The following is a 19,028-nucleotide window of genomic DNA, read 5'->3' as shown; positions in this document are numbered from 1 at the left end:
GCCATTGGCCGGAGCTGCATCCGCACAGGTCGGCGTGGCCGGTTCTTCAACGTGGTGGACCTGGTCAACCAGCTTGAGGCTGACAGTCGGGCGGCAAGGGCGGGTCGGCTGGCCGAACAACTCGGCCGACTGGACTTTGTCATCCTCGACGAACTGGGATACCTGCCCTTTGCCCAGTCTGGCGGACAGTTGCTGTTCCATATGATCAGCCGCCTTTATGAACAGACCTCGGTCATTGTCACCACGAACCTGTCCTTCGGTGAATGGGCCAGTGTATTCGCCGACGCCAAGATGACCACGGCACTGCTCGACCGTCTGACCCATCACTGCGACATCATCGAGACAGGGAACGAAAGCTGGCGGTTCAGGAACCGTAACTGAACCTCTCTCCAGATCCATACCTGCCCCGGCCTGTCTCCTTACGCCTACGGCTTCAGGAGACAGGCCGGGCCTTCAACAGGGGGTTAATATTGCATGCCGATCAGGGGTTATTTTTGAGTGCCGATTGACACATCAGGAAAAATCGGCCGGGCGGAGCGTGATATTGGCGCGAGGCGGATCGAATGCGATGTCCGCCGCGTCCGGCATTGCCAGGGCGTCCGCAATCTTGCGCGGATGGTGCGTCAGACGGCGGTATTCCTCAATGCTGAGCAGGACATGGGCCGTGCGCCCCCTGTCGGTGATGAACACCGGCCCCTCGGCCGCCGCCTTCTTGGCCCGGCTGGTGTCCTGGTTGAACTCGCGGCTTGAAAGCGTGGTGATGCTCATGTCCGGCCTCCCGACTGTAATGTAGGAACATTACTACATATTGGGAGGCATTGCCAGAAAATCCATGTCCGATCCGGGTTCGGGTCATCGTTGGCCGAAGATTCCATCCCGCCAGAACCGCCCGGTATCGTTCGACTCCCGCGATCTTCGTCCAGCATGACGAAGGCCCGACCCGCACCGGGCAAGTATTTTTTCCCTGCCGTTCGCCGGGATGCGACGACGCGGGAAAAGTCCTTGCGGATCGGAAAATGGCTGCCCGACCTGTCCTTGCGCAAGGAGGGATGAAAATGTCCGGCACAAAAATTCTCTGGGGCCAGATCGCGCTGGTCCTGTCCCTGATTGTCCTGTCCTGGTGGGCGGCGACCCAGTGGACGGCATGGGAACTGGCCTTTCAGCCTGAACTGGGGCGTCCTTGGTTCGTGCTGTTCCATCGCTGGCCGGTCTATGCGCCACCGCTGTTCTTCTGGTGGTGGTATGTCTTCGATGCCTATGCTCCGAACGTCTTCGCGCGCGGTGCCTGGATCGCAGGTTCAGGCGGCGTGCTGGCCTTCGCTGCTGCCGTGGTGCTGTCCGTTCATCGTGCCCGCGAGGCCAGGAAGATCGAGACCTACGGATCGGCACGCTGGGCAGAGCCGGAGGAAATCGCCCAGACCGGGCTGCTTGACCCGGACGGGGTGGTGCTGGGTCGTTATCGCAAAACCTATCTGCGCCATGACGGGCCGGAGCACGTCCTGACCTTCGCGCCAACGCGCAGTGGCAAGGGCGTGGGCATGGTCATCCCGACCCTTCTGACCTGGTCCGGTTCAGCCATCGTCCATGACATCAAGGGGGAAAACTGGGAACTGACGGCGGGATTCCGCGCCCGTTTCGGTCGCGTCGTGCTGTTTGATCCGACCAATGCGGCCTCCTCGGCCTACAACCCCTTGCTGGAGATCCGGCGTGGGGAATGGGAAGTCCGGGACGCCCAGAACGTCGCCGATATTCTGGTGGACCCGGAGGGCAGTCTGGAGAAGCGCAATCACTGGGAGAAGACCTCACACTCCCTGCTGGTCGGCGCCATCCTGCATGTCCTCTATGCCGAGCCGGACAAGACGCTGGCCGGTGTCGCCAATTTCCTGTCGGACCCGAAGCGTCCGATCGCGACCACGCTGTCGGTGATGATGCGGACAAACCATCTGGGCGAGAAGGGGTCACATCCTGTTGTGGCGTCGGCCGCGCGGGAGCTGCTGAACAAATCGCCAAATGAACGCTCGGGCGTGCTGTCCACCGCCATGTCCTTCCTTGGCCTGTACCGTGATCCGGTGGTCGCGGAAGTGACACGCCGCTGCGAATGGCGCATTGCCGATATCGTTGGTGGGGACCGCCCGGTGACGCTTTACCTGACCGTGCCGCCTTCGGATATCAGCCGCACCAAACCGCTGATCCGTCTGGTGCTGAACCAGATCGGACGACGCCTGACGGAAGATCTCGACGCCGCGGCACAGCGCCGGCGGCTCCTGCTGATGCTCGACGAATTCCCAGCCCTCGGGCGGCTGGATTTCTTTGAATCGGCGCTGGCCTTCATGGCGGGCTACCGGATCAAGAGCTTCCTGATCGCCCAGTCCCTCAATCAGATCGAGCGGGCCTACGGACCGAACAATTCAATCCTCGACAACTGCCATGTCCGGGTGAGTTTTGCCACCAATGACGAACGCACGGCAAAACGTGTGTCGGATGCGCTCGGCACCGCCACCGAGATGAAGGCGATGAAGAACTACGCCGGGCACAGGCTGTCACCCTGGCTGGGGCATCTGATGGTCTCGCGGTCGGAGACTGCGCGCCCGCTCCTGACGGCGGGCGAGATCATGCAGCTTTCCCCGTCCGATGAGATCGTCATGGTCTCCGGCCTCTACCCGATCCGCGCGAAGAAGGCCCGTTATTTCGAGGATGTGCGCTTTCAGGAACGCATTCTGCCGCCGCCGAAGCCCATGCGACCCAAAGATGGCTGCCCGGATGACTGGAGCAAGCACCCTCTTCCGCCCAGACCGCCTGCGTCAGACGCGGCGACTGAAGCGGCGGTGATGGACGACGATGAAGAAGACCCGAAGCAGTCTGCCCGACGTCGCCAGCCAGAACTAGGTGAGGGAACGGTCGAGAAAAAGGAGCCGATGGAAAATGAATTCGCACCCGACCCGACTGACGAATTCGACGACATCGCGCCCCGTAACAACCGGATGAACGATCTCATGCGCGGTGTCGCCCGGCAGGCATCGCTCGACCGTGGCGACGAGTTGGAACTGTGAGGCAAGTATGGCGATGGCAAAAAAGAAAGCCCAGATCTCCGTCTATCTCGATCCCGAGGTGATGAAGACCCTCTCCGCCTATGCCGCGCGACGCGCGCAGCCGATGTCGCTGATCGTCGAGGCCGCTGTCGCCTCCTTCCTGTCGCCCGACGGGGAGGAGCGCCGCGAGGCTGCCACATCGAAGCGCCTCGACCGGCAGGACCGGCGCCTTGCGCGGCTGGAGCGTGATATTGGCATCACGGTGGAGACCCTGGCGCTGTTCATCCGCTTCTGGCTGACCACGACCCCACCGCTGCCCGAACCGGCCGCAAAAGCAGCGCGGGCACAGGCTGCGGCGCGTTACGATAATTTTGTCGCGGCCCTCGGTCGTAGGCTGGCCCAGGGACCGAGACTCCAGCAGGAAATTCCAGACGACGTTTCCGATCCTGCCATACAGGATGAACCGGATTCGTAATTTCCGCACCCTGCAAGTATTTTTGCCCTGCGTTTCCCTACCGTCCTACGACGCATGAATTCCTGTTGAACCGCGTGGTTTCCTGCCTTTCTTAATTGTCCCTGTTGCTGTCCGCGCATCGCGTTCGGCCCGTAGCGGGGAAAATCATGTCGGTTTCCAGCATCCATGAAAGGGCCACGGTACGCGGCATGTCCATGCTGCGCACGGCGATGGGGCCAGCGATTGCCCGGCACCTCGCTGATCCTGCCATTGTCGAGGTGATGCTCAATCCCGATGGTAGGCTGTGGATCGACCGCCTGTCCGAAGGGCTGAGTGATACCGGGGACAGGATCATACCGGCTGATGCCGAGCGCATTGTGCGGCTGGTCGCGCATCATGTCGGCGCGGAGGTGCATGAGGGGGCGCCCCGCGTGTCGGCGGAACTCCCGACCGGTGAGCGTTTCGAGGGGCTTTTGCCACCCGTGGTGATGGCCCCGAGCTTCGCGATCCGTAAACCGGCCGTCGCTGTGTTCACGCTCGACGATTATGTCGAAGCCGGGACCATGACAGCGGGCCAGGCGAATGTCCTGCGCCGGGCTGTATCCGACCGAAAAAACATACTGGTCGCTGGGGGAACCAGCACCGGCAAGACCACTCTGGTCAACGCCCTGCTGGCCGAGGTCGCGAAAACTGGCGATCGCGTCGTCCTGATCGAGGATACGCGCGAACTGCAATGCCGCGCCCCCAATCTTGTGTCGCTCCGTACCCGTGATGATGTTGTCACCCTATCCGAACTGGTGCGCTCGGCCCTGCGCCTGCGTCCGGACCGTATTCCCATCGGCGAGGTGCGTGGGGCCGAAGCCCTTGATCTGGTCAAGGCATGGGGTACTGGCCATCCGGGCGGTATCGGCACCCTGCATGCCGGATCGGTAATGGTGGCCCTGTATCGTCTGGAACAGTTGATCCAGGAGGCGGTGGTCACGGTGCCACGCGCCATGATCGCCGAAACCATCGACGTCATCGCGGTCCTGTCCGGACGCGGCAATTCCCGTCGTCTGTCCGAACTGGCTGAAATCGATGGCCTCAATCCCGTGACGGGCGCCTATCGCATCCGTCCGGTGAGCTTTTTCTCTTCCGAAACATCCTGCTCTGCCAATGGAGAGTCATCATGAGGTCGCCTTCACGTTTGCGCGCCATTGTGTGCGCTGTCGCACGTCCTGACCGGCATGTGCCGGATCAGCGTGTATTCGGAACCTCCATGCTGCTGTCGCTTGTTTTCGCGTCATCGGCATGGGCGTCGGGATCCAGCATGCCCTGGGAAACGCCCCTGAACGAGATCCTGGAATCCGTGCAGGGGCCGGTGGCCAAGATCATCTCGGTGATCATCATTACCGTGACCGGTCTGACCCTGGCCTTCGGGGAAACATCGGGAGGGTTTCGCCGCCTGATCCAGATCGTCTTCGGTCTGTCCATCGCTTTTGCGGCCAGCTCATTCTTCCTGTCGTTCTTCTCGTTCTCCGGCGGAGCACTGATCTGATGGCGGGATATGACGATGACGCGGTGCCGGGCTTTCATGTCCCGGTGCATCGGTCGCTGACCGACCCCATCCTGCTGGGTGGTGCGCCCCGTGCCGTCGCCATCGCCAACGGCACGCTGGCGGCAGCGATCGCGCTGGGCCTGCGGCTGTGGTTGATTGGGGCCGTTTTCTGGATCGTCGGCCATGGGCTCGCGGTCTGGGGCGCGAAACGTGATCCGCTGTTCGTGGAGATGGGCCGGCGGCATCTGCGCTATCCCGCCTGGCTCCGGGCATAGGGAGGGCAGGGCCATGATGTCCCTTGGCGAATATCGCAACCGGAACTCCCTCCTGTCCGACTTCCTGCCCTGGGCCGCGCTGGTCGAAAAAGGTGTCGTCCTGAACAAGGATGGTTCCTTCCAGCGCACGGCAAAGATACGCGGTCCCGATCTGGACAGCGCCACACCTGCCGAACTGGTCGGTGTCACCGGGCGGCTGAACAATGCGCTCCGCCGTCTGGGTTCCGGCTGGGCCGTGTTCGTCGAGGCTCAGCGCGTGCCAGCGACACTCTACCCCGAGAGTGATTTCCCCGATGCGGCCAGCCAGATGGTCGATCTGGAACGCCGGGAGCAGTTCGAGGATGAGGGCGCGCATTTCGAGAGCCGGTATTTTCTCACCCTGGTCTGGCTGCCACCGGCGGAATCTTCCGGTCGCGCAGAGCGTTTTCTCTATGAAGGCAGGGAACGGGACGGCCCCGATCCGCACGGTATGCTCCATGCGTTCGTGGACCGAAGCGACAGGCTTCTGGCCCTGCTGGATGGTTTCATGCCCGAGGCCGTCTGGCTCGATGACGGTGAGACTCTGACCTACCTGCACAGCACCATTTCGACGCGGAACCAGAGCGTCCGGGTACCGGAAATTCCGATGCACCTTGATGCCCTGCTGGTGGACCAGCCGCTTTCGGGCGGCCTGGAGCCAAAACTCGGTGATGCCTTCCTCAAGACCCTGACGATCACCGGTTTTCCGTCGCGGACGTTTCCTGGAATTCTGGACGACCTGAACCGGCTGGCGATGCCCTATCGCTGGTCGACGCGCGCCATCCTGCTCGACAAGACCGATGCCACGAAGGTGCTGACGAAGATCCGTCGGCAGTGGTTCGCAAAGCGGAAATCGATCGCGGCCATCGTGCGCGAGGTCATGACCAACGAGGCGTCCGTTCTGATGGATAACGATGCCGCCAACAAGGCGGCGGATGCCGATCTGGCGCTGCAGTCGCTGGGCGCCGATGATGTTGGGCAGGCGTATATCACGGCCACGGTCACGTTGTGGGATGGCAGCGCCGGCATCGCGGCGGAAAAACTTCGCCTCATGGAAAAGATCATTCAGGGTCGCGATTTTACCTGCATGGCTGAAAGCCTCAACGCTGTGGAAGCCTGGCTCGGAAGCCTGCCCGGCCATGTCTACGCCAATGTGCGTCAGCCTCCGGTCTCGACCCTGAATCTGGCACATATGATCCCGCTCTCCGCCGTCTGGGCTGGTCCGGAGCAGGACGGGCATTTCAGAGCCGCGCCGCTGTTCTACGGCAAAACGGCGGGTGCGACACCGTTCCGGTTTTCCCTGCATGTCGGCGATGTGGGTCATACGCTGATCGCAGGACCGACCGGGGCAGGTAAATCCGTGCTGCTGGCGCTCATGGCGCTCCAGTTCCGTCGCTATGCGGGATCGCAGATTTTTGCCTTTGACTTTGGTGGTTCCATGCGGGCGGCGACGCTGGCAATGGGAGGCGATTGGCATGACCTCGGCGGTGGGCTGACAGACGTTGATCTGTCAGGAGAACAGGGTGGCGGTGTATCGCTCCAGCCTCTGGCGCGGATCGATGATCCGGATGAGCGTAAATGGGCCAGTGAATGGCTCGGCCAGATCCTTGTCGGCGAGGGGGTAACGCGCACCCCGGAGGTGAAGTCTCACCTCTGGTCGGCGCTGAATTCCCTGGCGTCGTCACCCGCCCATGAGCGGACCTTGTCCGGGTTGGTGGCATTGTTGCAGTCCAACGCCCTGAAACAGGCTCTGGCCCCATACTGTCTCGGTGGCCCTTATGGTCGCCTGCTCGATGCCGATGCCGAGCGGCTGGGCGATGCCAATGTAGTGGTGTTCGAGACCGAGGGGTTGATCGGTTCCGGGGCTGCCTCTTCCGTGCTGTCCTATCTGTTTCACCGCATTGAGGGCCGTCTGGATGGCCGGCCGACGCTGCTGGTCATCGACGAGGGCTGGCTGGTCCTGGATGACGGAGATTTCGCCGGCCAGATCCGGGAATGGCTGAAAACGCTGCGCAAGAAGAACGCCAGCGTCATCTTTGCCACCCAGTCCCTGTCGGACATTGCCAACTCCCGCATTGCGCCGGCGGTGGTGGAAAGCTGCCTCACGCGCATCTTCCTGCCCAATGAGCGGGCCATCGAGCCGCAGATCGCGGCCATCTATCGCGATTTCGGCCTCAACGACCGCCAGATCGCGATCATCGCGCGCGCGGCGTCGAAGCGGGAGTATTACTGCCAGACGCAACGGGGCAACCGCCTGTTCGAACTGGGACTGGGGCCGGTAGCACTCGCCCTGTGCGCGGCCTCCGGCAGGGACGATCACCGGCTGATCGATGCAGTGCTGGCGGAACATGGCCGTTCCGGATTTCTTCCGGCCTGGTTCGAGGTGCGTGGTGTCACGTGGGCTGCGGACCTTCTGAGGGAAGAGAACGTGCCATGATGGAAAAACTTTTCCGCATCCGTACAAAACTTTTCCGTCGCGCAAACCTGTTGGCATCCGTCATGGCCCTGGCTGGTGGCGCCGGCGTCAGTTCGGTGCGGCCCGCCCACGCGCAGTGGGCGGTCTATGATGGGGCTGCGCATGTCCAGACCGTGCTGATCGCGGCGCGGGAATTGCAGCAGATCGACAACCAGATCACGTCGCTCGCCAATCAGGCCCAGATGCTGGTCAATCAGGCGAAGAATCTTGCCCTGTTGCCCTTGTCGACATTGTCGACGCTGCAATCGACGATTTCCCAGACGACAGCCTTGCTCGCGCAGGCGCAGAACATCGCTTATTCGGTGACTTCGGTCGAGCAGCAATACCAGCAGGCATATACGTCAATTTCGTCGGGGATGTCCGACAGTGCTCTGTTCAGCCAGGCACAGACGCGGTGGCAGAATTCCGTCGGCGGGTTCGAGGACGCGCTCAAAATGCAGGCGCGCGCCGTCGGCAATATCCCGTCCGACAACAGCGCCATGACGCAACTGGTTTCGGCCAGCCAGACATCGACCGGGGCGTTGCAGGCAGCGCAGGCCGGCAACCAGCTTCTGGCGCTACAGTCCCGCCAGCTTTCGGACGTGGTCGCGGTCCTGTCCGCCACTGGCCGGGCCGCCGATCTGGAGCGGGCGCGGCAGGCGGCCACCGAAGCAGAGAGCGAGGCTCAGTACCAGCATTTCTCCCAATATAATGCCTATAGCCCGACTTCGGTGTCCATGTTCGGCAGCAGCGGGAACTGACGGCCATGGCGACCAATGACGTGGGCGTTATCGATACATTCCTGAACACCTTTACCACCACGATCGATACCGGTTTCGGTCTGGTGAAGGGGAATGTGATCTCGCTGGCGGGTACTCTGTCGGTGCTGGATATTGCGCTGGCCGGGCTGTTCTGGGCGTGGGCGGCGGATGAGGACATCATCCAGCGTCTGGTGAAGAAGACACTCTATATCGGCTTCTTCGCCTGGGTCATCAACGATTTCGATGCGCTCTCGAAGATCGTCTTCGACAGCTTTGCGGCCCTCGGACTGAAGGTCGGCGGTGGCAGTCTGGCGCTTGGTGATTTCCTGCGGCCCGGCCGACTGGCCTCGACCGGATTTACGGCAGCGCAGCCGCTTCTGGACTCTGTCCACAATCTCCTTGGTCCGGTCGCCTTCTTTACCAACTTCATCCAGATCTTCGTGCTCTGCCTGTCCTGGCTGATCGTGCTGGCGGCGTTCTTCATTCTGGCCGTGCAGCTTTTCGTGGCGTTGATCGAGTTCAAGCTGACGACGCTGGCAGGGTTTGTGCTGATCCCGTTTGCCCTGTTCAACCGCACCACCTTCCTCGCCGAGAAGGTGCTGGGCAATGTCGTATCGTCCGGTGTGAAGATCATGGTCCTGGCTGTGATCTCCGCTATCGCGTCTGTATTGTTCCAGAACTTTACTACGTCTTATGGCGATGCTGTTCCCACGGTCGGGCAGGCGACATCGGTGGTATTGGCTTCGCTTGCGATTGTCGGCCTGTCCATTTTTGGCGGCAGCATCGCCAACGGGCTGATCTCCGGCGCACCGCAGCTTGGCGCGGGTGCAGCCGTCGGGACCGGCATGGCGGTTGGTGCCATGGGTGCTGCTGCGGCGGCCGGTGTCGGGGCTGTCGCCTCTGGCGGTGCCGCAGCCCTTGGTGCGACCGCTGCTGCCGCGCGGGGTGGGGCCGCGATTGCCGGGGCCGCCACGTCTGCCTATTCGGCCGGAGCCGCAGGTGCGTCTGGCGGCGCGGGTAGCATGGCCGCCGGGATCGGAGGCGTGGGCCGGGCCGTCGGCGGGAACGTCGCGAATGCCGTCAAAGGAGCGGCCTCACGTGCCGGTTCATCCCTCAAAGAAAGCTATGCCGCCGGTGGACGCTGGGCCGCGCGCGGGATGGGCGGTGGAGAGGGTGACGAAACCGGTGGCAGCGGGCCGTTTCCAGCAGGTGGGGGTGGTCCTGCCGGAGAAGGGGGTGGCCCCACGGGTGGCGGCCCTACCGGTGAGGGTCCGTCTGGTGGAGATGGTGGCGGTTCCGGCGAACCGCCGCGCTGGGCGCAAAAGATGAAGCGCCGCAATGCCGCGACCCATGCCGCCGAAGCGGCCCATATCATCCGCTCAGCCGATGGCGGCGGTGGCTCGGCGTCCATTGATCTCTCGGAGAAAGAATGATGTTCCGTCGCTCGATCACACGCTACGGGACCACGCCCGAACCCGTGACCCCGTATCAGAAAGCGTCCCAGATCTGGGACGAACGGATCGGCTCCGCCCGCGTGCAGGCCCGCAACTGGCGGCTGATGGCCTTTGGAAGCCTGTTCCTGTCAGCAGGCCTCGGGGCCGGGCTGGTCTGGCAGTCCGCACGCGGCACCATCACGCCGTGGGTGGTGCAGGTGGACCGTCTGGGCGAGGCGCAGGTCGTGGCGCCCGCAACAGCCGCCTATGTGCCCACTGACCCGCAGATCGCCTGGTATCTGGCCCGGTTCATCGAGGACGTCCGCGGGCTATCCTCCGATGCCGTGGTGGTGCGGCAGGACTGGCTGCGCGCCTACGCTTTCACCACCACGTCGGGTGCTCAGGCGCTCAACGATTATGCCCGTCAGAACGATCCCTTTGCCCGTATCGGGCATGAGCAGGTCGAACTGGACGTGTCGTCCGTCATCCGGGCGTCGCCCGCGAGTTTCCGGATTGCCTGGGTCGAGCGGCATTTCCGTGACGGCGCGTTCGTTGGCACCGAGCGCTGGACCGCGATTGTCTCGGTCAGGCTCAGGCCGCCGCGTGATGCCGATCACCTGCGGAAAAATCCCCTTGGTGTTTTTGTCTCCGCCATCAACTGGTCGAAGGAGCTGGGCCAATGATCCGTCGCGCTCTTCGTGTCCTGCCGCTGTTGATTCTGCCTCTGGCCGGATGTGCGCAGCATTACCGTCCGCCGGTCATCCGCTACGATGATGCTGTTCAGGCCACGCGCCTACCCGATCCGCCGAAGCCCGTGCAGGTGGTGGAGGTGCCGCAGCCTCTCCCGCTACCGGGACAGCTCAAGCCGCTGTCCTCACGACGCGCGGTCCATACGGCTCCCGAAGTCGCCGACCCCACAGCGCGTGTGACACAGGCCAATCTGGCGGCCCGAATTCAACCCACGCATGCGGGCTTCATCAATGCGGTGCAGGTCTATCCCTATAGTCCGGGTGCCCTCTATCAGGTCTATGCCTCGCCGGGTGAAATCACCGACATCATGCTCCAGCAGGGTGAAAAGCTGGTCGGTACCGGACCCGTGGCGGCAGGAGATACCGTACGCTGGATTATCGGCGATACCGAAAGCGGAACAGGGGCGACAAAACGCATCCATATTCTGGTCAAGCCGACCCGGCCAGACCTGACCACCAACCTGATCGTCAACACCGACCGGCGGACCTATCTTGCCGAATTGAGGTCAACACCCGCCACGTACATGGCGTCGGTCTCGTGGAACTATCCCGAGGACGATCTGATCGCCCTGCATCGGCAGGACGACGCGGCCGATGACTCTACCCCAGTGGACGCGGGGCTGAATCTCGATACTCTGAATTTCCGTTACGCCATCCAGCCGGTGAAAGGCACCACACCGCCCTGGCTACCCAGCCGCGCCTTCGATGACGGCCACAAAGTTTATATCGCTTTCCCGGCCGGGATCGGGCAGGGGGAACTGCCGCCGCTCTTCGTGCTGGGGGCCGACGGCGGCCCGGAACTGGTCAATTACCGTGTCCGGCAGAACTGGATGATCGTCGACCGGCTGTTTGCCGCCGCCGAATTACGCCTGGGTGACAAACATTCCGAGCAGCGCGTGCGCATCGTCCGCACCGATGGGCGGCGGACATGACCGGGCAAGCGCCGACAGTGGAAGAAAATCCTGCGGCCCCCGCCACAGGGGGAAATTCCGCATCACCGCCGCCCGATCTGCGCCTGCGGGCGGAACGGCCACGTGTGGTCCGCCTCAGTCGCACCGTGGTCTGGTCGCTCGGTGGCGCGGGCATGATTGCGGTGGCCTTTGCTCTTGGCTACGCGCTGGAGAACAGCAGCTACAAAGCGCCACCGACCGCCAGTCAGGACACGGATGTGCGCCCGTTCGCCGATGGACTGGCGGGGCTGCCGTCCGATTATGTCGGCAACGGCGTGCCAAAGCTCGGTCCTGCGCTGCCCGGTGATCTCGGGCACACCATTCTGAAAGCACAGGAGCAGGGAAAAGTCGCATCCGGTGGGGAGGACCGCAGGGCCGCGCAGGAGGTGGAGGCTGCAATCGCGAGCAAATTGTTCGTGCAGACAGGGGAGCGCGACCGGGGTACCGACCAGGTGACCTCGCCCGCGCCGGGCGCTCCTGCCTCTCAGGGGGCAGCAGCCCCTACGACCGACGCACAGTCTGGAAACCGTGCCTTTCTGGCGGGGCAGCCCGACCGCGCGACGACTAGTCCCGATCGCATCGCACCGCTTGCCTCACCCTATATCCTCCAGGCGGGCACGGTGATCGCTGGCGCGCTGAATACGAAAATCAGCTCCGACCTGCCAGGCCAGATCGTGGGGCACGTCACCCAGAACGTCTATGACAGCCCGACCGGACGTTATCTGCTGATCCCGCAGGGCAGCACCCTGTTCGGGGCTTATAACAGTGGGATTTCCTTCGGGCAGCAGCGCACCCAGATCATCTGGACGCGGCTGATCTTCCCCGACGGCGAAAGTCTGGTGCTGGAAAAGCTGCCCGGTGGTGACGCCATCGGCCAGTCTGGCCTGTCCGACGAGGTGAACAACCATTGGGGCCAGCTTTTCAAGGCAGCCCTGGTGACCACGCTCCTCAGCGTCGGCTCCGAGGCGGGGACCAGCCAGAGCGAAAACAATCTCGCCCAGGCGATCCGCTCCGGCGCCAGCAACGGCTTTTCCATGGTTGGCAACAGGCTGGTTGATCGCAGCCTCAACATCCAGCCGACACTAACCGACCGGCCGGGGCTGCCCTTCACCCTCGTCCTCAACCGCGACCTTGTCCTGCAACCTCGCCACGCAAAGGAAACAGCACCATGACAACCCTGCGCATCACTGAAATTCCGGATGAAAAGCCGGTCCGCATGACCGTGGACTTACCGGCGGACCTTCATCGTGATCTGGTGGCTTACGCAGCGCTGGTCAGCCAGAATGGTCAGCCCGTGGATCCGGTCCGTCTCGTCCCGCACATGATCCGTGGATTCATTGCATCTGATCGAGCTTTCGCGAAGCTTAGGCGTGCGCGAGCTAAGCAGATAGTAAGCAGAGAAACTTAGTCTATTCGAGATTCTGCTTTCCCAAGAAAACAAGTATTTTATGTGCGACGGTCGACAAATTTCTATCGCGCCATTCAATGCCGTAATCAAGATGTGAAAAACCGTCGCCGTCGCGCACTTCTAGCACAGTTACCTGCGCAAGGATCGTATCTGGAAAAAATGCGAGCCAGCCAGCCGGCATGAGCGTAATACCATGTCCGTTAATGACGAGAGCGATCGTCCGCAGACTTATGATTTCTTCCCTACACACTGTTGGCAGAAAGCCAGCAATGCTCGCTTTGCGTTTTAACAGTGTAGACATGTCCTCTCCTGTATCATCGTTGCCGAAGACAAAAGTTTCTTCCCGTAAATCGCTCCAACATGTCGTGACAGATGAGGCAAGAGGATGGTTTGTCGGTGTGACAACGACAATTCGATCGCTCCACAGTGGTAAGGTAGCTGCGCAAGATTCGTTCAGCGGAAGAACTATAATTACTAAATCAACGATACCGTCGAAAAGAGCCGAAATTACATCTCTCTTGGATACGTCACGATATATAAACGAAATGCCGGGATAAAGAATTCTATAAGGTTCGATGAAGGCCGACACCCGTCCTGGCGGTACATTACTTTGTATTCCTATTGATACGATACCGCTTTCGCCAAAGGCGCATCTCCGAGTATATTCATAAAGAGCATTTGTGTCATGCAACAGAGCCTCAGCTTGTCGGAGGAATGCTTCGCCGACTGGCGTAGGTGTTGTGCCAGATGATGTCCTGCGGAAAAGCTGAATTCCGACGCGCTCCTCAAGTAGCCGAAGTGAACGACTGACTGCGGACTGTTTGGAATTTAGAGCGCGTGCCGCGCCATGGATGCTTCCTTGAAGAGCAATTGCGCATACGCATTGCAGTTCCCGTAGTTCAAGAGGAGGGTATCTTACCATTCCATTTCTTTCCTCTCATACAAACTAAAATTAGATAGTTTGCAGTGTGAGTGTTGTAACGAGCAACAACATAATTTATTTATACCTAACAAATATAATGCAATATTGATATGCATATCTTATATACCATAATTAATTCATATTTATATTTATTAACATCTATAGATATGCAGGCATAACTCTAGTTTGTAGGCAAAGATAAGGTTGTCGGGTCCATTCGCCCAGCAACGGCAACAATTGCAATAACAGCAATAGAAAGTGCAATTTCGGCTATTGTTCCGCGTTGAAGATATTTAAGGCTAACCGTAATGTTTCTTTTGTGGCGTAGATTTTTCACGTAAACATAGCGGTTGACGCAGGCGATACAGATCATACCGCTCGTTAATCCCAGCTTGAGAATGAGTAGTGTAGAATAGACAGTGACATGCTTCGGCCATCCCCCCAGGATATTCAGGCCGAGTCCAGAGCCGGTAAGCAGGACCAGAAGCACCGCGATATGCCCCGCAGCCGAGTACCGTGCTAACGCCACTTGCATGGAGCAATCCCACTTCTTTTTTCGTGTATCACTGACAAGCATGGCAACGGGGATGAGGCCCCCGCACCAGAAACCGCCTGCAAGCAAATGCACGGCCTGGAAGAACATCGCGCCCACACCGATCATGCGCACGTGACCTGTCAAGGCTGTCGCCGTCAGAAGCACGCATGCGGGTATGACCGACAGGACCGCGCCGCATTTACGCCAAGTTAGAAGTATAAGACAGACGCCAGCTACGGCCTGAATGATCCATGCCTGTCCAATGGTGGTGTCAACAAGCACGGCTTTGCTTAAAGTCGGCGAGAAGGCATCCTGCCATCCATCTCCGACCTCGGAGACTTCGGCAGGCAGTGTTGCAACGACTATTACCGTCGTAAAAACGCTCCCCCATGCCCAAAACTTTCCCAGGCGGGCAGAGAGTGCGTTTCCGAGTTCGCGCGGAGCCAGCCACCCTGCAAAAAGCAGGCTACCTGTAAGAAAGAGCGCCAGGCTGTCTCGTGCGGCGCGACATAGGATCAGGAAAGCATCCGGTGTCATCGGTTAGTAACTGTGAACCCGTAGACGCCATGAGTCTTGTGTCCATCGACGGCAAGGGCGTGCCAGGTTACGGAATATCGTCCAGGCACGAGGTCAATTTTGAGCGGGATCGTCAGAGTCTTGCCGTCATCCGACAGGGCAACGTTTCCTGTTTCTATAACATTACCCTTGGGGCCAGTGACAACGACGCCCGTGAGCTTGACAACTACTGCTTCAGTAAAGCCTAGCGTCAGGCTCTGCGGTGCCGTTCCCGTGCTATCCGCAGCGGGTATTTCGGCGTTCAGGTGGGCATGTGCATAGGCAGGGTCCGCCATCTGCAGAACGAAGTTCCCTGCGAGACACATAGAGGCAACGATTTTACGGATAGAAGTCATGTTTACTTTCCTTGCTTGGTGTGAATTACAGCAGAAAGACAAATATTTTCAGAGAAGAAAGTCTCTTATTGACCAAAGAAAGGGATGCTTTCGAGGCAGCTATGCTGTTGAAAACAGAACAGTATTGAAAGCTTTTGTCATGCGTTGCTCAAGCTCATCAATGTCTTTTTTAGAAATAATGAGAGGAGGTGCTAAAATTATGCTGTCGTATGAGATTCTTATCAGGACGCCGTGTTCCATACACGCTTTCACAACTGACCGTTTTATGTCTCTCTTCTCATCATTTCGGAAATCAAGCTCCCTGTAGCTATGGAATCCGACTTCAATCGCGCTTAATAATCCGATTGTCCGTGTGGATCGGACCAGTTCGTGTGCCGCAAGTTTCGAAATCATCTTTATCCAATGTTCCGAAATATCCCGCACATGATCTACTATTCTTTCATCCTCGTAGATTTTTAGCGTTTCAAGGGCGACGGCAGCGGCAACAGGATGTGCGTGATATGTGCCGCCATGATGAAACCCATGGTGCATAATCGAGCAGTCCACCAATGCGGAGTGAAAATCATCATTCATGACGACCGCCGAAATCGGTTGATAGGCCGCTGAAAGCCCCTTCGATGCGACGAGGCAGTCGGGCGTCTGGTTGACGGTCTGGCTTCCCCACATCTTTCCGGTTCGACCGAAGCCCGTCACGATTTCATCGAAATAAAGAGGAATATCGCGCATCGACAAGACGTTGCGGATTGCTTCAAAATATCCTTCCGGCGCTGGGTACATGCCGCCAGCAATCGAGACTGGCTCGCAGAGAAATGCCGCGATATTTTCAGCGCCCGTCTGATCTATCAGTTCTGCCAGTTCCCGAGCCAGTCGGTGCGCATAATCTTCTTCTGTTTCTCCAGCCAACGCGTCACGTGGCCAGCGGGGTTGCGCAGCATACAGAATATCGTCACCCGTCAGATCGAATTGACGTGCCCCCCTTTTTGTATCCACTCAAAAGGAGAGTTCCCGTTTTTTATGGCTTGGGGTTGGTGGGATGACAAGTGTCTCGGGGGCATGCCCCCCGAGACACTTGTCTGGCGACCTGATCCGGTGTCCTGCCATCCAATTGGGAATGGGGACGCACCGTGTTGTAGTCTTCCCGCCAGTCAGCCAGAACCTGTCGGGCATGGCTGAGGGAGGTGAACAGCGTTTCGTTGAGGCATTCATCCCTCAGCCGGCCGTTGAAACTTTCGACAAAGCCGTTCTGCTGCGGTTTCCCGGGGGCGATATAGTGCCATTCAACCTTCATCTCATCTGCCCATTTCAGGATGGCATGGGATGTGAACTCCGTACCGTTGTCGCTGACAATCATGAGGGGTTTGCCATATCGTTCTACCAGAGCCGTCAGTTCCCGCGCCACCCGTCCACCTGATAATGACGTGTCGGCAACCAATGCCAGGTTCTTGCGACTGAAATCGTCGATAACAGCTAGAATGCGGAACCGGCGGCCACAGATCAGGGCATCCGAGACAAAATCCAGGCTCCAGCGCTGCCCGGGTTCCTGAGGGATGGTCATGGGAGAACGCGTCCCCAGCGCCCTCTTGCGGCCACCCCGATGGCGGACTTTCAGCCCTTCCTCCTTGTAAAGGCGGAACAGCTTCTTGTGATTGGGGCTAAACCCTTCCCGCGCCAGAAGATAACCCAGGCGGCGATAGCCAAAGCGGCGTCTCTGGCTCGCCAGATCCCGCAGGCGCTGGCGCAGGGCGGCATCATCTGCCCGGGTGGAAATATACCGCGCAACACGCCTGGCAAGACCAACAAGGGCACAGGCGCGACGCTCACTCAGTGCCAGAGCCTTTTGAAGGTGTAGGACCGCCTGCCGCTTTGCGACAGGCGTCACCACTTTTTTCCAACAATTTCCTTCAACGCCGCATTATCCAGCATCGCATCCGCCAGGAGACGCTTCAGACGACTGTTTTCATCTTCCAATGCCTTCAGCCGTTTGGCCTCAGATACCTCAAGGCCACCATAGCGGGTCTTCCATTTGTAAAACGTCGCATCACTGATCCCGTGTTTGCGGCAAAGATCAGAGACCTTGAGCCCAGCCTCCTGTTCTTTCAGCACCCCTATGATCTGCTCTTCCGTAAAACGACTGCGTTTCATTCGTCCGTATCCTTCTCGATCGGACTCTACTTTAAAATGGTGACATTTCCGGGGGGCACGTCAGAATGAATTGATAATGCTTTCGATCCCGCCAAGTCTCGTGGCAAATATCGTCGATCCATGGTAGCTCCCCCGACGCGTGATTATTTTATGCCGTTTTGGATTTCGTTGTTTATTGATATACCAAGTCGTTTTAATGAGAGTTTCGATTGCTTCCGATCCGGTTGTGGCGAAAAGAACGTGAGCGTCCGGTATCGGCGCTGCCGCGCTGAGCGCGTCCGCAAGCGCGTGGACGACAGGGACCGTCCGGTTTAGCGCGGTGGGATAGACTGGGAGCTCTCGCATCTGGCGTGTGGCGGCTTCGATCAGGCGTTCATTATGAAAGCCGAGCGTGGCGCAAAACAGTGCCGACACCGCGTCGATATAGTCCTTACCCGAAGAATCGAAGACGAAGACACCAGATCCAGATACCATATCGACGCCTGATGACATGGCGGAGTTGCTAAGATGCGATAAGCCGTACACCAGTCGCGAAGTCATCATTGTGCGCCTTTACCAGAGGGAGAGGCTGAGGGCAGAGCCAAAGGGCAGGTCTTTCCCGGATCTGAGAACGCCGGGTTGGTGAGGAAGCTCTGATCCGTCAGGGAGTTCAGGAAGGCGATCACGTCCGCGATCTCCGCCTCGCTGATATCGAACGGCTCGATGAACTGGTCGCGCAACGGGTTCTCTCCGTGTGGCCCTGTCGCCGACCGACCTCCCTTCGAGTAATGTGCTGCCAGCACGTCGTGCAGCGTGGCGATGGAGCCATCATGCATATAGGGACCCGTCAGAGCGACGTTGCGCAGGCTTTCCGTGCGGAATTTCCCCTCGTCCTCGGCATTGCCTGTCACTGTCCGCAGCCCGTGATCACTGGCAGGATAGGCCCCCTTGCCGTCCTCGTTATACAAGCCGGTATTGTGAAAGCCTGTTTCTGGAAAGGGCATGTTAGCCGCGCGGATATTGTCGGTCAGATTCAGGCCGTTATGGCAATGCGAACATTCGAGCTTCTCGCCGAAGAAGAGCGCCTCGCCCCGTTGCGCGGCCGGGGACAGCGCCGTCTTGTCGCCATGCAGCGAATGATCGTAGGGACTGTCGAAGGACAGCAGCGTGCGCTCGAAGGATGCAATCGCCTTCGTGACCGTGGAGAGTGTGATCGCGCCCTTCGCCTCGGGGAAGGCGACGCGGAACAGGCGCGCATAGCAGGGATCATCCGAAAGCCGGGCGAACAGCGCCTTTTCCTGGCCGCCCATGCCCAGCTCGACCGGTTGGTCGCTGAACATCGGGATCAGCATCTGCTTTTCCAGCGTGGTGGTAAGCTCCCGGCGACTGACGCCTTGCTGAATACTTCTGGTCTTGTTCAGCTATGAAGCATGAGCGATTTAAGAGATAGGGACGCGGTACTACCTGCGA

At 59.7% G+C, this 19,028-nt stretch carries 21 protein-coding genes; 13 read left to right on the top strand and 8 right to left on the bottom strand.

Features of this window, described 5'->3' with window-relative positions; translation table 11 throughout:
- On the top strand, positions 1–381 hold a 381-nt coding region (locus CFR80_RS12980; protein WP_181418177.1), incomplete at its 5' end, for an ATP-binding protein.
- Positions 382–513: 132 nt separating this feature from the next.
- Here CFR80_RS12980 and CFR80_RS12975 read toward each other — a convergent pair.
- On the bottom strand, positions 514–768 hold the full coding sequence (locus CFR80_RS12975) for a type II toxin-antitoxin system Phd/YefM family antitoxin (protein ID WP_035352064.1): 255 nt from the start codon (positions 766–768) through the stop codon (positions 514–516).
- A 281-nt stretch (positions 769–1,049) separates the two neighbouring features.
- Between CFR80_RS12975 and CFR80_RS12970 the strand changes: the two genes are divergently transcribed.
- From CFR80_RS12970 to CFR80_RS12915, 12 genes are all read left to right on the top strand, one after another.
- Complete coding sequence (locus CFR80_RS12970; RefSeq protein WP_373636478.1) at positions 1,050–3,050, top strand: conjugal transfer protein TraG; 2,001 nt, start codon at positions 1,050–1,052, stop codon at positions 3,048–3,050.
- A gap of 7 nt (positions 3,051–3,057) precedes the next feature.
- Positions 3,058–3,504, top strand: coding sequence for a CopG family transcriptional regulator (locus tag CFR80_RS12965; RefSeq protein ID WP_110507509.1), 447 nt, complete (start codon positions 3,058–3,060; stop codon positions 3,502–3,504).
- 194 nt (positions 3,505–3,698) lie between these two features.
- A complete protein-coding gene (gene trbB / locus CFR80_RS12960) occupies positions 3,699–4,655 on the top strand; it encodes a P-type conjugative transfer ATPase TrbB (RefSeq protein WP_373636477.1) in 957 nt (318 codons plus the stop codon).
- Positions 4,652–5,020 carry a TrbC/VirB2 family protein gene (locus CFR80_RS12955; protein ID WP_181418224.1) on the top strand — a complete coding sequence of 123 codons (369 nt, stop codon included), beginning with the start codon at positions 4,652–4,654 and terminating at the stop codon, positions 5,018–5,020. Before trbB ends, CFR80_RS12955 begins: the two co-directional genes overlap by 4 nt.
- Complete coding sequence (locus CFR80_RS12950; RefSeq protein WP_110507508.1) at positions 5,020–5,295, top strand: VirB3 family type IV secretion system protein; 276 nt, start codon at positions 5,020–5,022, stop codon at positions 5,293–5,295. The genes CFR80_RS12955 and CFR80_RS12950 overlap by 1 nt, the downstream gene beginning before the upstream one ends.
- Before the next feature lie 13 nt (positions 5,296–5,308).
- Positions 5,309–7,750: a conjugal transfer protein TrbE gene (gene trbE / locus CFR80_RS12945; protein WP_110507507.1), complete on the top strand. Its 2,442-nt coding sequence runs from the start codon at positions 5,309–5,311 to the stop codon at positions 7,748–7,750.
- Positions 7,747–8,529: a P-type conjugative transfer protein TrbJ gene (gene trbJ / locus CFR80_RS12940; RefSeq protein WP_110507506.1), complete on the top strand. Its 783-nt coding sequence runs from the start codon at positions 7,747–7,749 to the stop codon at positions 8,527–8,529. Before trbE ends, trbJ begins: the two co-directional genes overlap by 4 nt.
- Positions 8,530–8,534: 5 nt before the next feature.
- Positions 8,535–9,962, top strand: coding sequence for a P-type conjugative transfer protein TrbL (trbL, locus tag CFR80_RS12935; protein ID WP_110507505.1), 1,428 nt, complete (start codon positions 8,535–8,537; stop codon positions 9,960–9,962).
- Positions 9,962–10,645 (top strand): conjugal transfer protein TrbF, encoded by a 684-nt coding sequence (gene trbF / locus CFR80_RS12930; RefSeq protein WP_110507510.1) that lies wholly within the window; start codon positions 9,962–9,964, stop codon positions 10,643–10,645. The genes trbL and trbF overlap by 1 nt, the downstream gene beginning before the upstream one ends.
- The gene (gene trbG / locus CFR80_RS12925) at positions 10,642–11,643 is read left to right on the top strand and encodes a P-type conjugative transfer protein TrbG (protein ID WP_110507504.1); all 1,002 of its coding nucleotides are present in this window, start codon (positions 10,642–10,644) and stop codon (positions 11,641–11,643) included. The genes trbF and trbG overlap by 4 nt, the downstream gene beginning before the upstream one ends.
- Complete coding sequence (locus tag CFR80_RS12920; protein WP_110507503.1) at positions 11,640–12,833, top strand: TrbI/VirB10 family protein; 1,194 nt, start codon at positions 11,640–11,642, stop codon at positions 12,831–12,833. The genes trbG and CFR80_RS12920 overlap by 4 nt, the downstream gene beginning before the upstream one ends.
- A complete protein-coding gene (locus CFR80_RS12915; RefSeq protein WP_110507501.1) occupies positions 12,830–13,069 on the top strand; it encodes a DUF2274 domain-containing protein in 240 nt (79 codons plus the stop codon). The genes CFR80_RS12920 and CFR80_RS12915 overlap by 4 nt, the downstream gene beginning before the upstream one ends.
- Position 13,070: 1 nt before the next feature.
- Here the strand turns inward: CFR80_RS12915 and CFR80_RS12910 are convergent, their stop codons facing one another.
- The 7 genes from CFR80_RS12910 to CFR80_RS12880 all read right to left on the bottom strand — a co-directional run bounded on the left by CFR80_RS12910 (position 13,071) and on the right by CFR80_RS12880 (position 18,922).
- Entirely contained in the window at positions 13,071–13,991 is a 921-nt protein-coding gene (locus tag CFR80_RS12910) for a LysR family transcriptional regulator (protein WP_110507499.1), read from the bottom strand.
- Between the two features lie 181 nt (positions 13,992–14,172).
- Positions 14,173–15,063 carry a CopD family protein gene (locus CFR80_RS12905; protein ID WP_110507498.1) on the bottom strand — a complete coding sequence of 297 codons (891 nt, stop codon included), beginning with the start codon at positions 15,061–15,063 and terminating at the stop codon, positions 14,173–14,175.
- A complete protein-coding gene (copC, locus tag CFR80_RS12900) occupies positions 15,060–15,437 on the bottom strand; it encodes a copper homeostasis periplasmic binding protein CopC (protein ID WP_143221965.1) in 378 nt (125 codons plus the stop codon). Before copC ends, CFR80_RS12905 begins: the two co-directional genes overlap by 4 nt.
- Before the next feature lie 99 nt (positions 15,438–15,536).
- Positions 15,537–16,427, bottom strand: coding sequence for an aminotransferase class III-fold pyridoxal phosphate-dependent enzyme (locus CFR80_RS12895; RefSeq protein ID WP_258367796.1), 891 nt, complete (start codon positions 16,425–16,427; stop codon positions 15,537–15,539).
- A 22-nt stretch (positions 16,428–16,449) separates the two neighbouring features.
- Positions 16,450–17,579, bottom strand: a protein-coding gene (locus tag CFR80_RS12890) for an IS3 family transposase (RefSeq protein ID WP_110507497.1) whose coding sequence is annotated in 2 segments (ribosomal slippage) — positions 16,450–17,327 and positions 17,327–17,579 — 1,131 coding nt in all. Because the reading frame shifts where the segments join, the coding sequence is not laid out codon by codon here.
- A gap of 60 nt (positions 17,580–17,639) precedes the next feature.
- A complete protein-coding gene (locus CFR80_RS12885) occupies positions 17,640–18,071 on the bottom strand; it encodes an aminotransferase class III-fold pyridoxal phosphate-dependent enzyme (protein WP_258367795.1) in 432 nt (143 codons plus the stop codon).
- Between the two features lie 47 nt (positions 18,072–18,118).
- Positions 18,119–18,922, bottom strand: coding sequence for a cytochrome c peroxidase (locus tag CFR80_RS12880; RefSeq protein WP_258367797.1), 804 nt, complete (start codon positions 18,920–18,922; stop codon positions 18,119–18,121).
- Positions 18,923–19,028 lie beyond the last annotated feature (106 nt).

Source organism: Komagataeibacter oboediens (genome assembly GCF_003207815.1).
Lineage (GTDB): Bacteria > Pseudomonadota > Alphaproteobacteria > Acetobacterales > Acetobacteraceae > Komagataeibacter > Komagataeibacter oboediens.
Note: the sequence above shows the minus strand (reverse complement) of the source record. Positions and strands in the feature narration are given on the sequence as shown.

What these genes read in the sequence shown, in the direction of transcription:
- CFR80_RS12910 (WP_110507499.1), bottom strand. Translation starts at nt 13,991, where the DNA reads ATGGTAAGATACCCTCCTCTTGAACTACGGGAACTGCAATGCGTATGC.
- CFR80_RS12885 (WP_258367795.1), bottom strand. Translation starts at nt 18,071, where the DNA reads ATGTCATCAGGCGTCGATATGGTATCTGGATCTGGTGTCTTCGTCTTC.
- trbJ (WP_110507506.1), top strand. Translation starts at nt 7,747, where the DNA reads ATGATGGAAAAACTTTTCCGCATCCGTACAAAACTTTTCCGTCGCGCA.
- CFR80_RS12920 (WP_110507503.1), top strand. Translation starts at nt 11,640, where the DNA reads ATGACCGGGCAAGCGCCGACAGTGGAAGAAAATCCTGCGGCCCCCGCC.
- trbB (WP_373636477.1), top strand. Translation starts at nt 3,699, where the DNA reads ATGCTGCGCACGGCGATGGGGCCAGCGATTGCCCGGCACCTCGCTGAT.
- CFR80_RS12975 (WP_035352064.1), bottom strand. Translation starts at nt 768, where the DNA reads ATGAGCATCACCACGCTTTCAAGCCGCGAGTTCAACCAGGACACCAGC.
- CFR80_RS12970 (WP_373636478.1), top strand. Translation starts at nt 1,050, where the DNA reads ATGAAAATGTCCGGCACAAAAATTCTCTGGGGCCAGATCGCGCTGGTC.
- trbE (WP_110507507.1), top strand. Translation starts at nt 5,309, where the DNA reads ATGATGTCCCTTGGCGAATATCGCAACCGGAACTCCCTCCTGTCCGAC.
- CFR80_RS12905 (WP_110507498.1), bottom strand. Translation starts at nt 15,063, where the DNA reads ATGACACCGGATGCTTTCCTGATCCTATGTCGCGCCGCACGAGACAGC.
- CFR80_RS12965 (WP_110507509.1), top strand. Translation starts at nt 3,058, where the DNA reads ATGGCGATGGCAAAAAAGAAAGCCCAGATCTCCGTCTATCTCGATCCC.
- trbF (WP_110507510.1), top strand. Translation starts at nt 9,962, where the DNA reads ATGTTCCGTCGCTCGATCACACGCTACGGGACCACGCCCGAACCCGTG.
- copC (WP_143221965.1), bottom strand. Translation starts at nt 15,437, where the DNA reads ATGACTTCTATCCGTAAAATCGTTGCCTCTATGTGTCTCGCAGGGAAC.
- CFR80_RS12915 (WP_110507501.1), top strand. Translation starts at nt 12,830, where the DNA reads ATGACAACCCTGCGCATCACTGAAATTCCGGATGAAAAGCCGGTCCGC.
- CFR80_RS12955 (WP_181418224.1), top strand. Translation starts at nt 4,652, where the DNA reads ATGAGGTCGCCTTCACGTTTGCGCGCCATTGTGTGCGCTGTCGCACGT.
- trbL (WP_110507505.1), top strand. Translation starts at nt 8,535, where the DNA reads ATGGCGACCAATGACGTGGGCGTTATCGATACATTCCTGAACACCTTT.
- trbG (WP_110507504.1), top strand. Translation starts at nt 10,642, where the DNA reads ATGATCCGTCGCGCTCTTCGTGTCCTGCCGCTGTTGATTCTGCCTCTG.
- CFR80_RS12950 (WP_110507508.1), top strand. Translation starts at nt 5,020, where the DNA reads ATGGCGGGATATGACGATGACGCGGTGCCGGGCTTTCATGTCCCGGTG.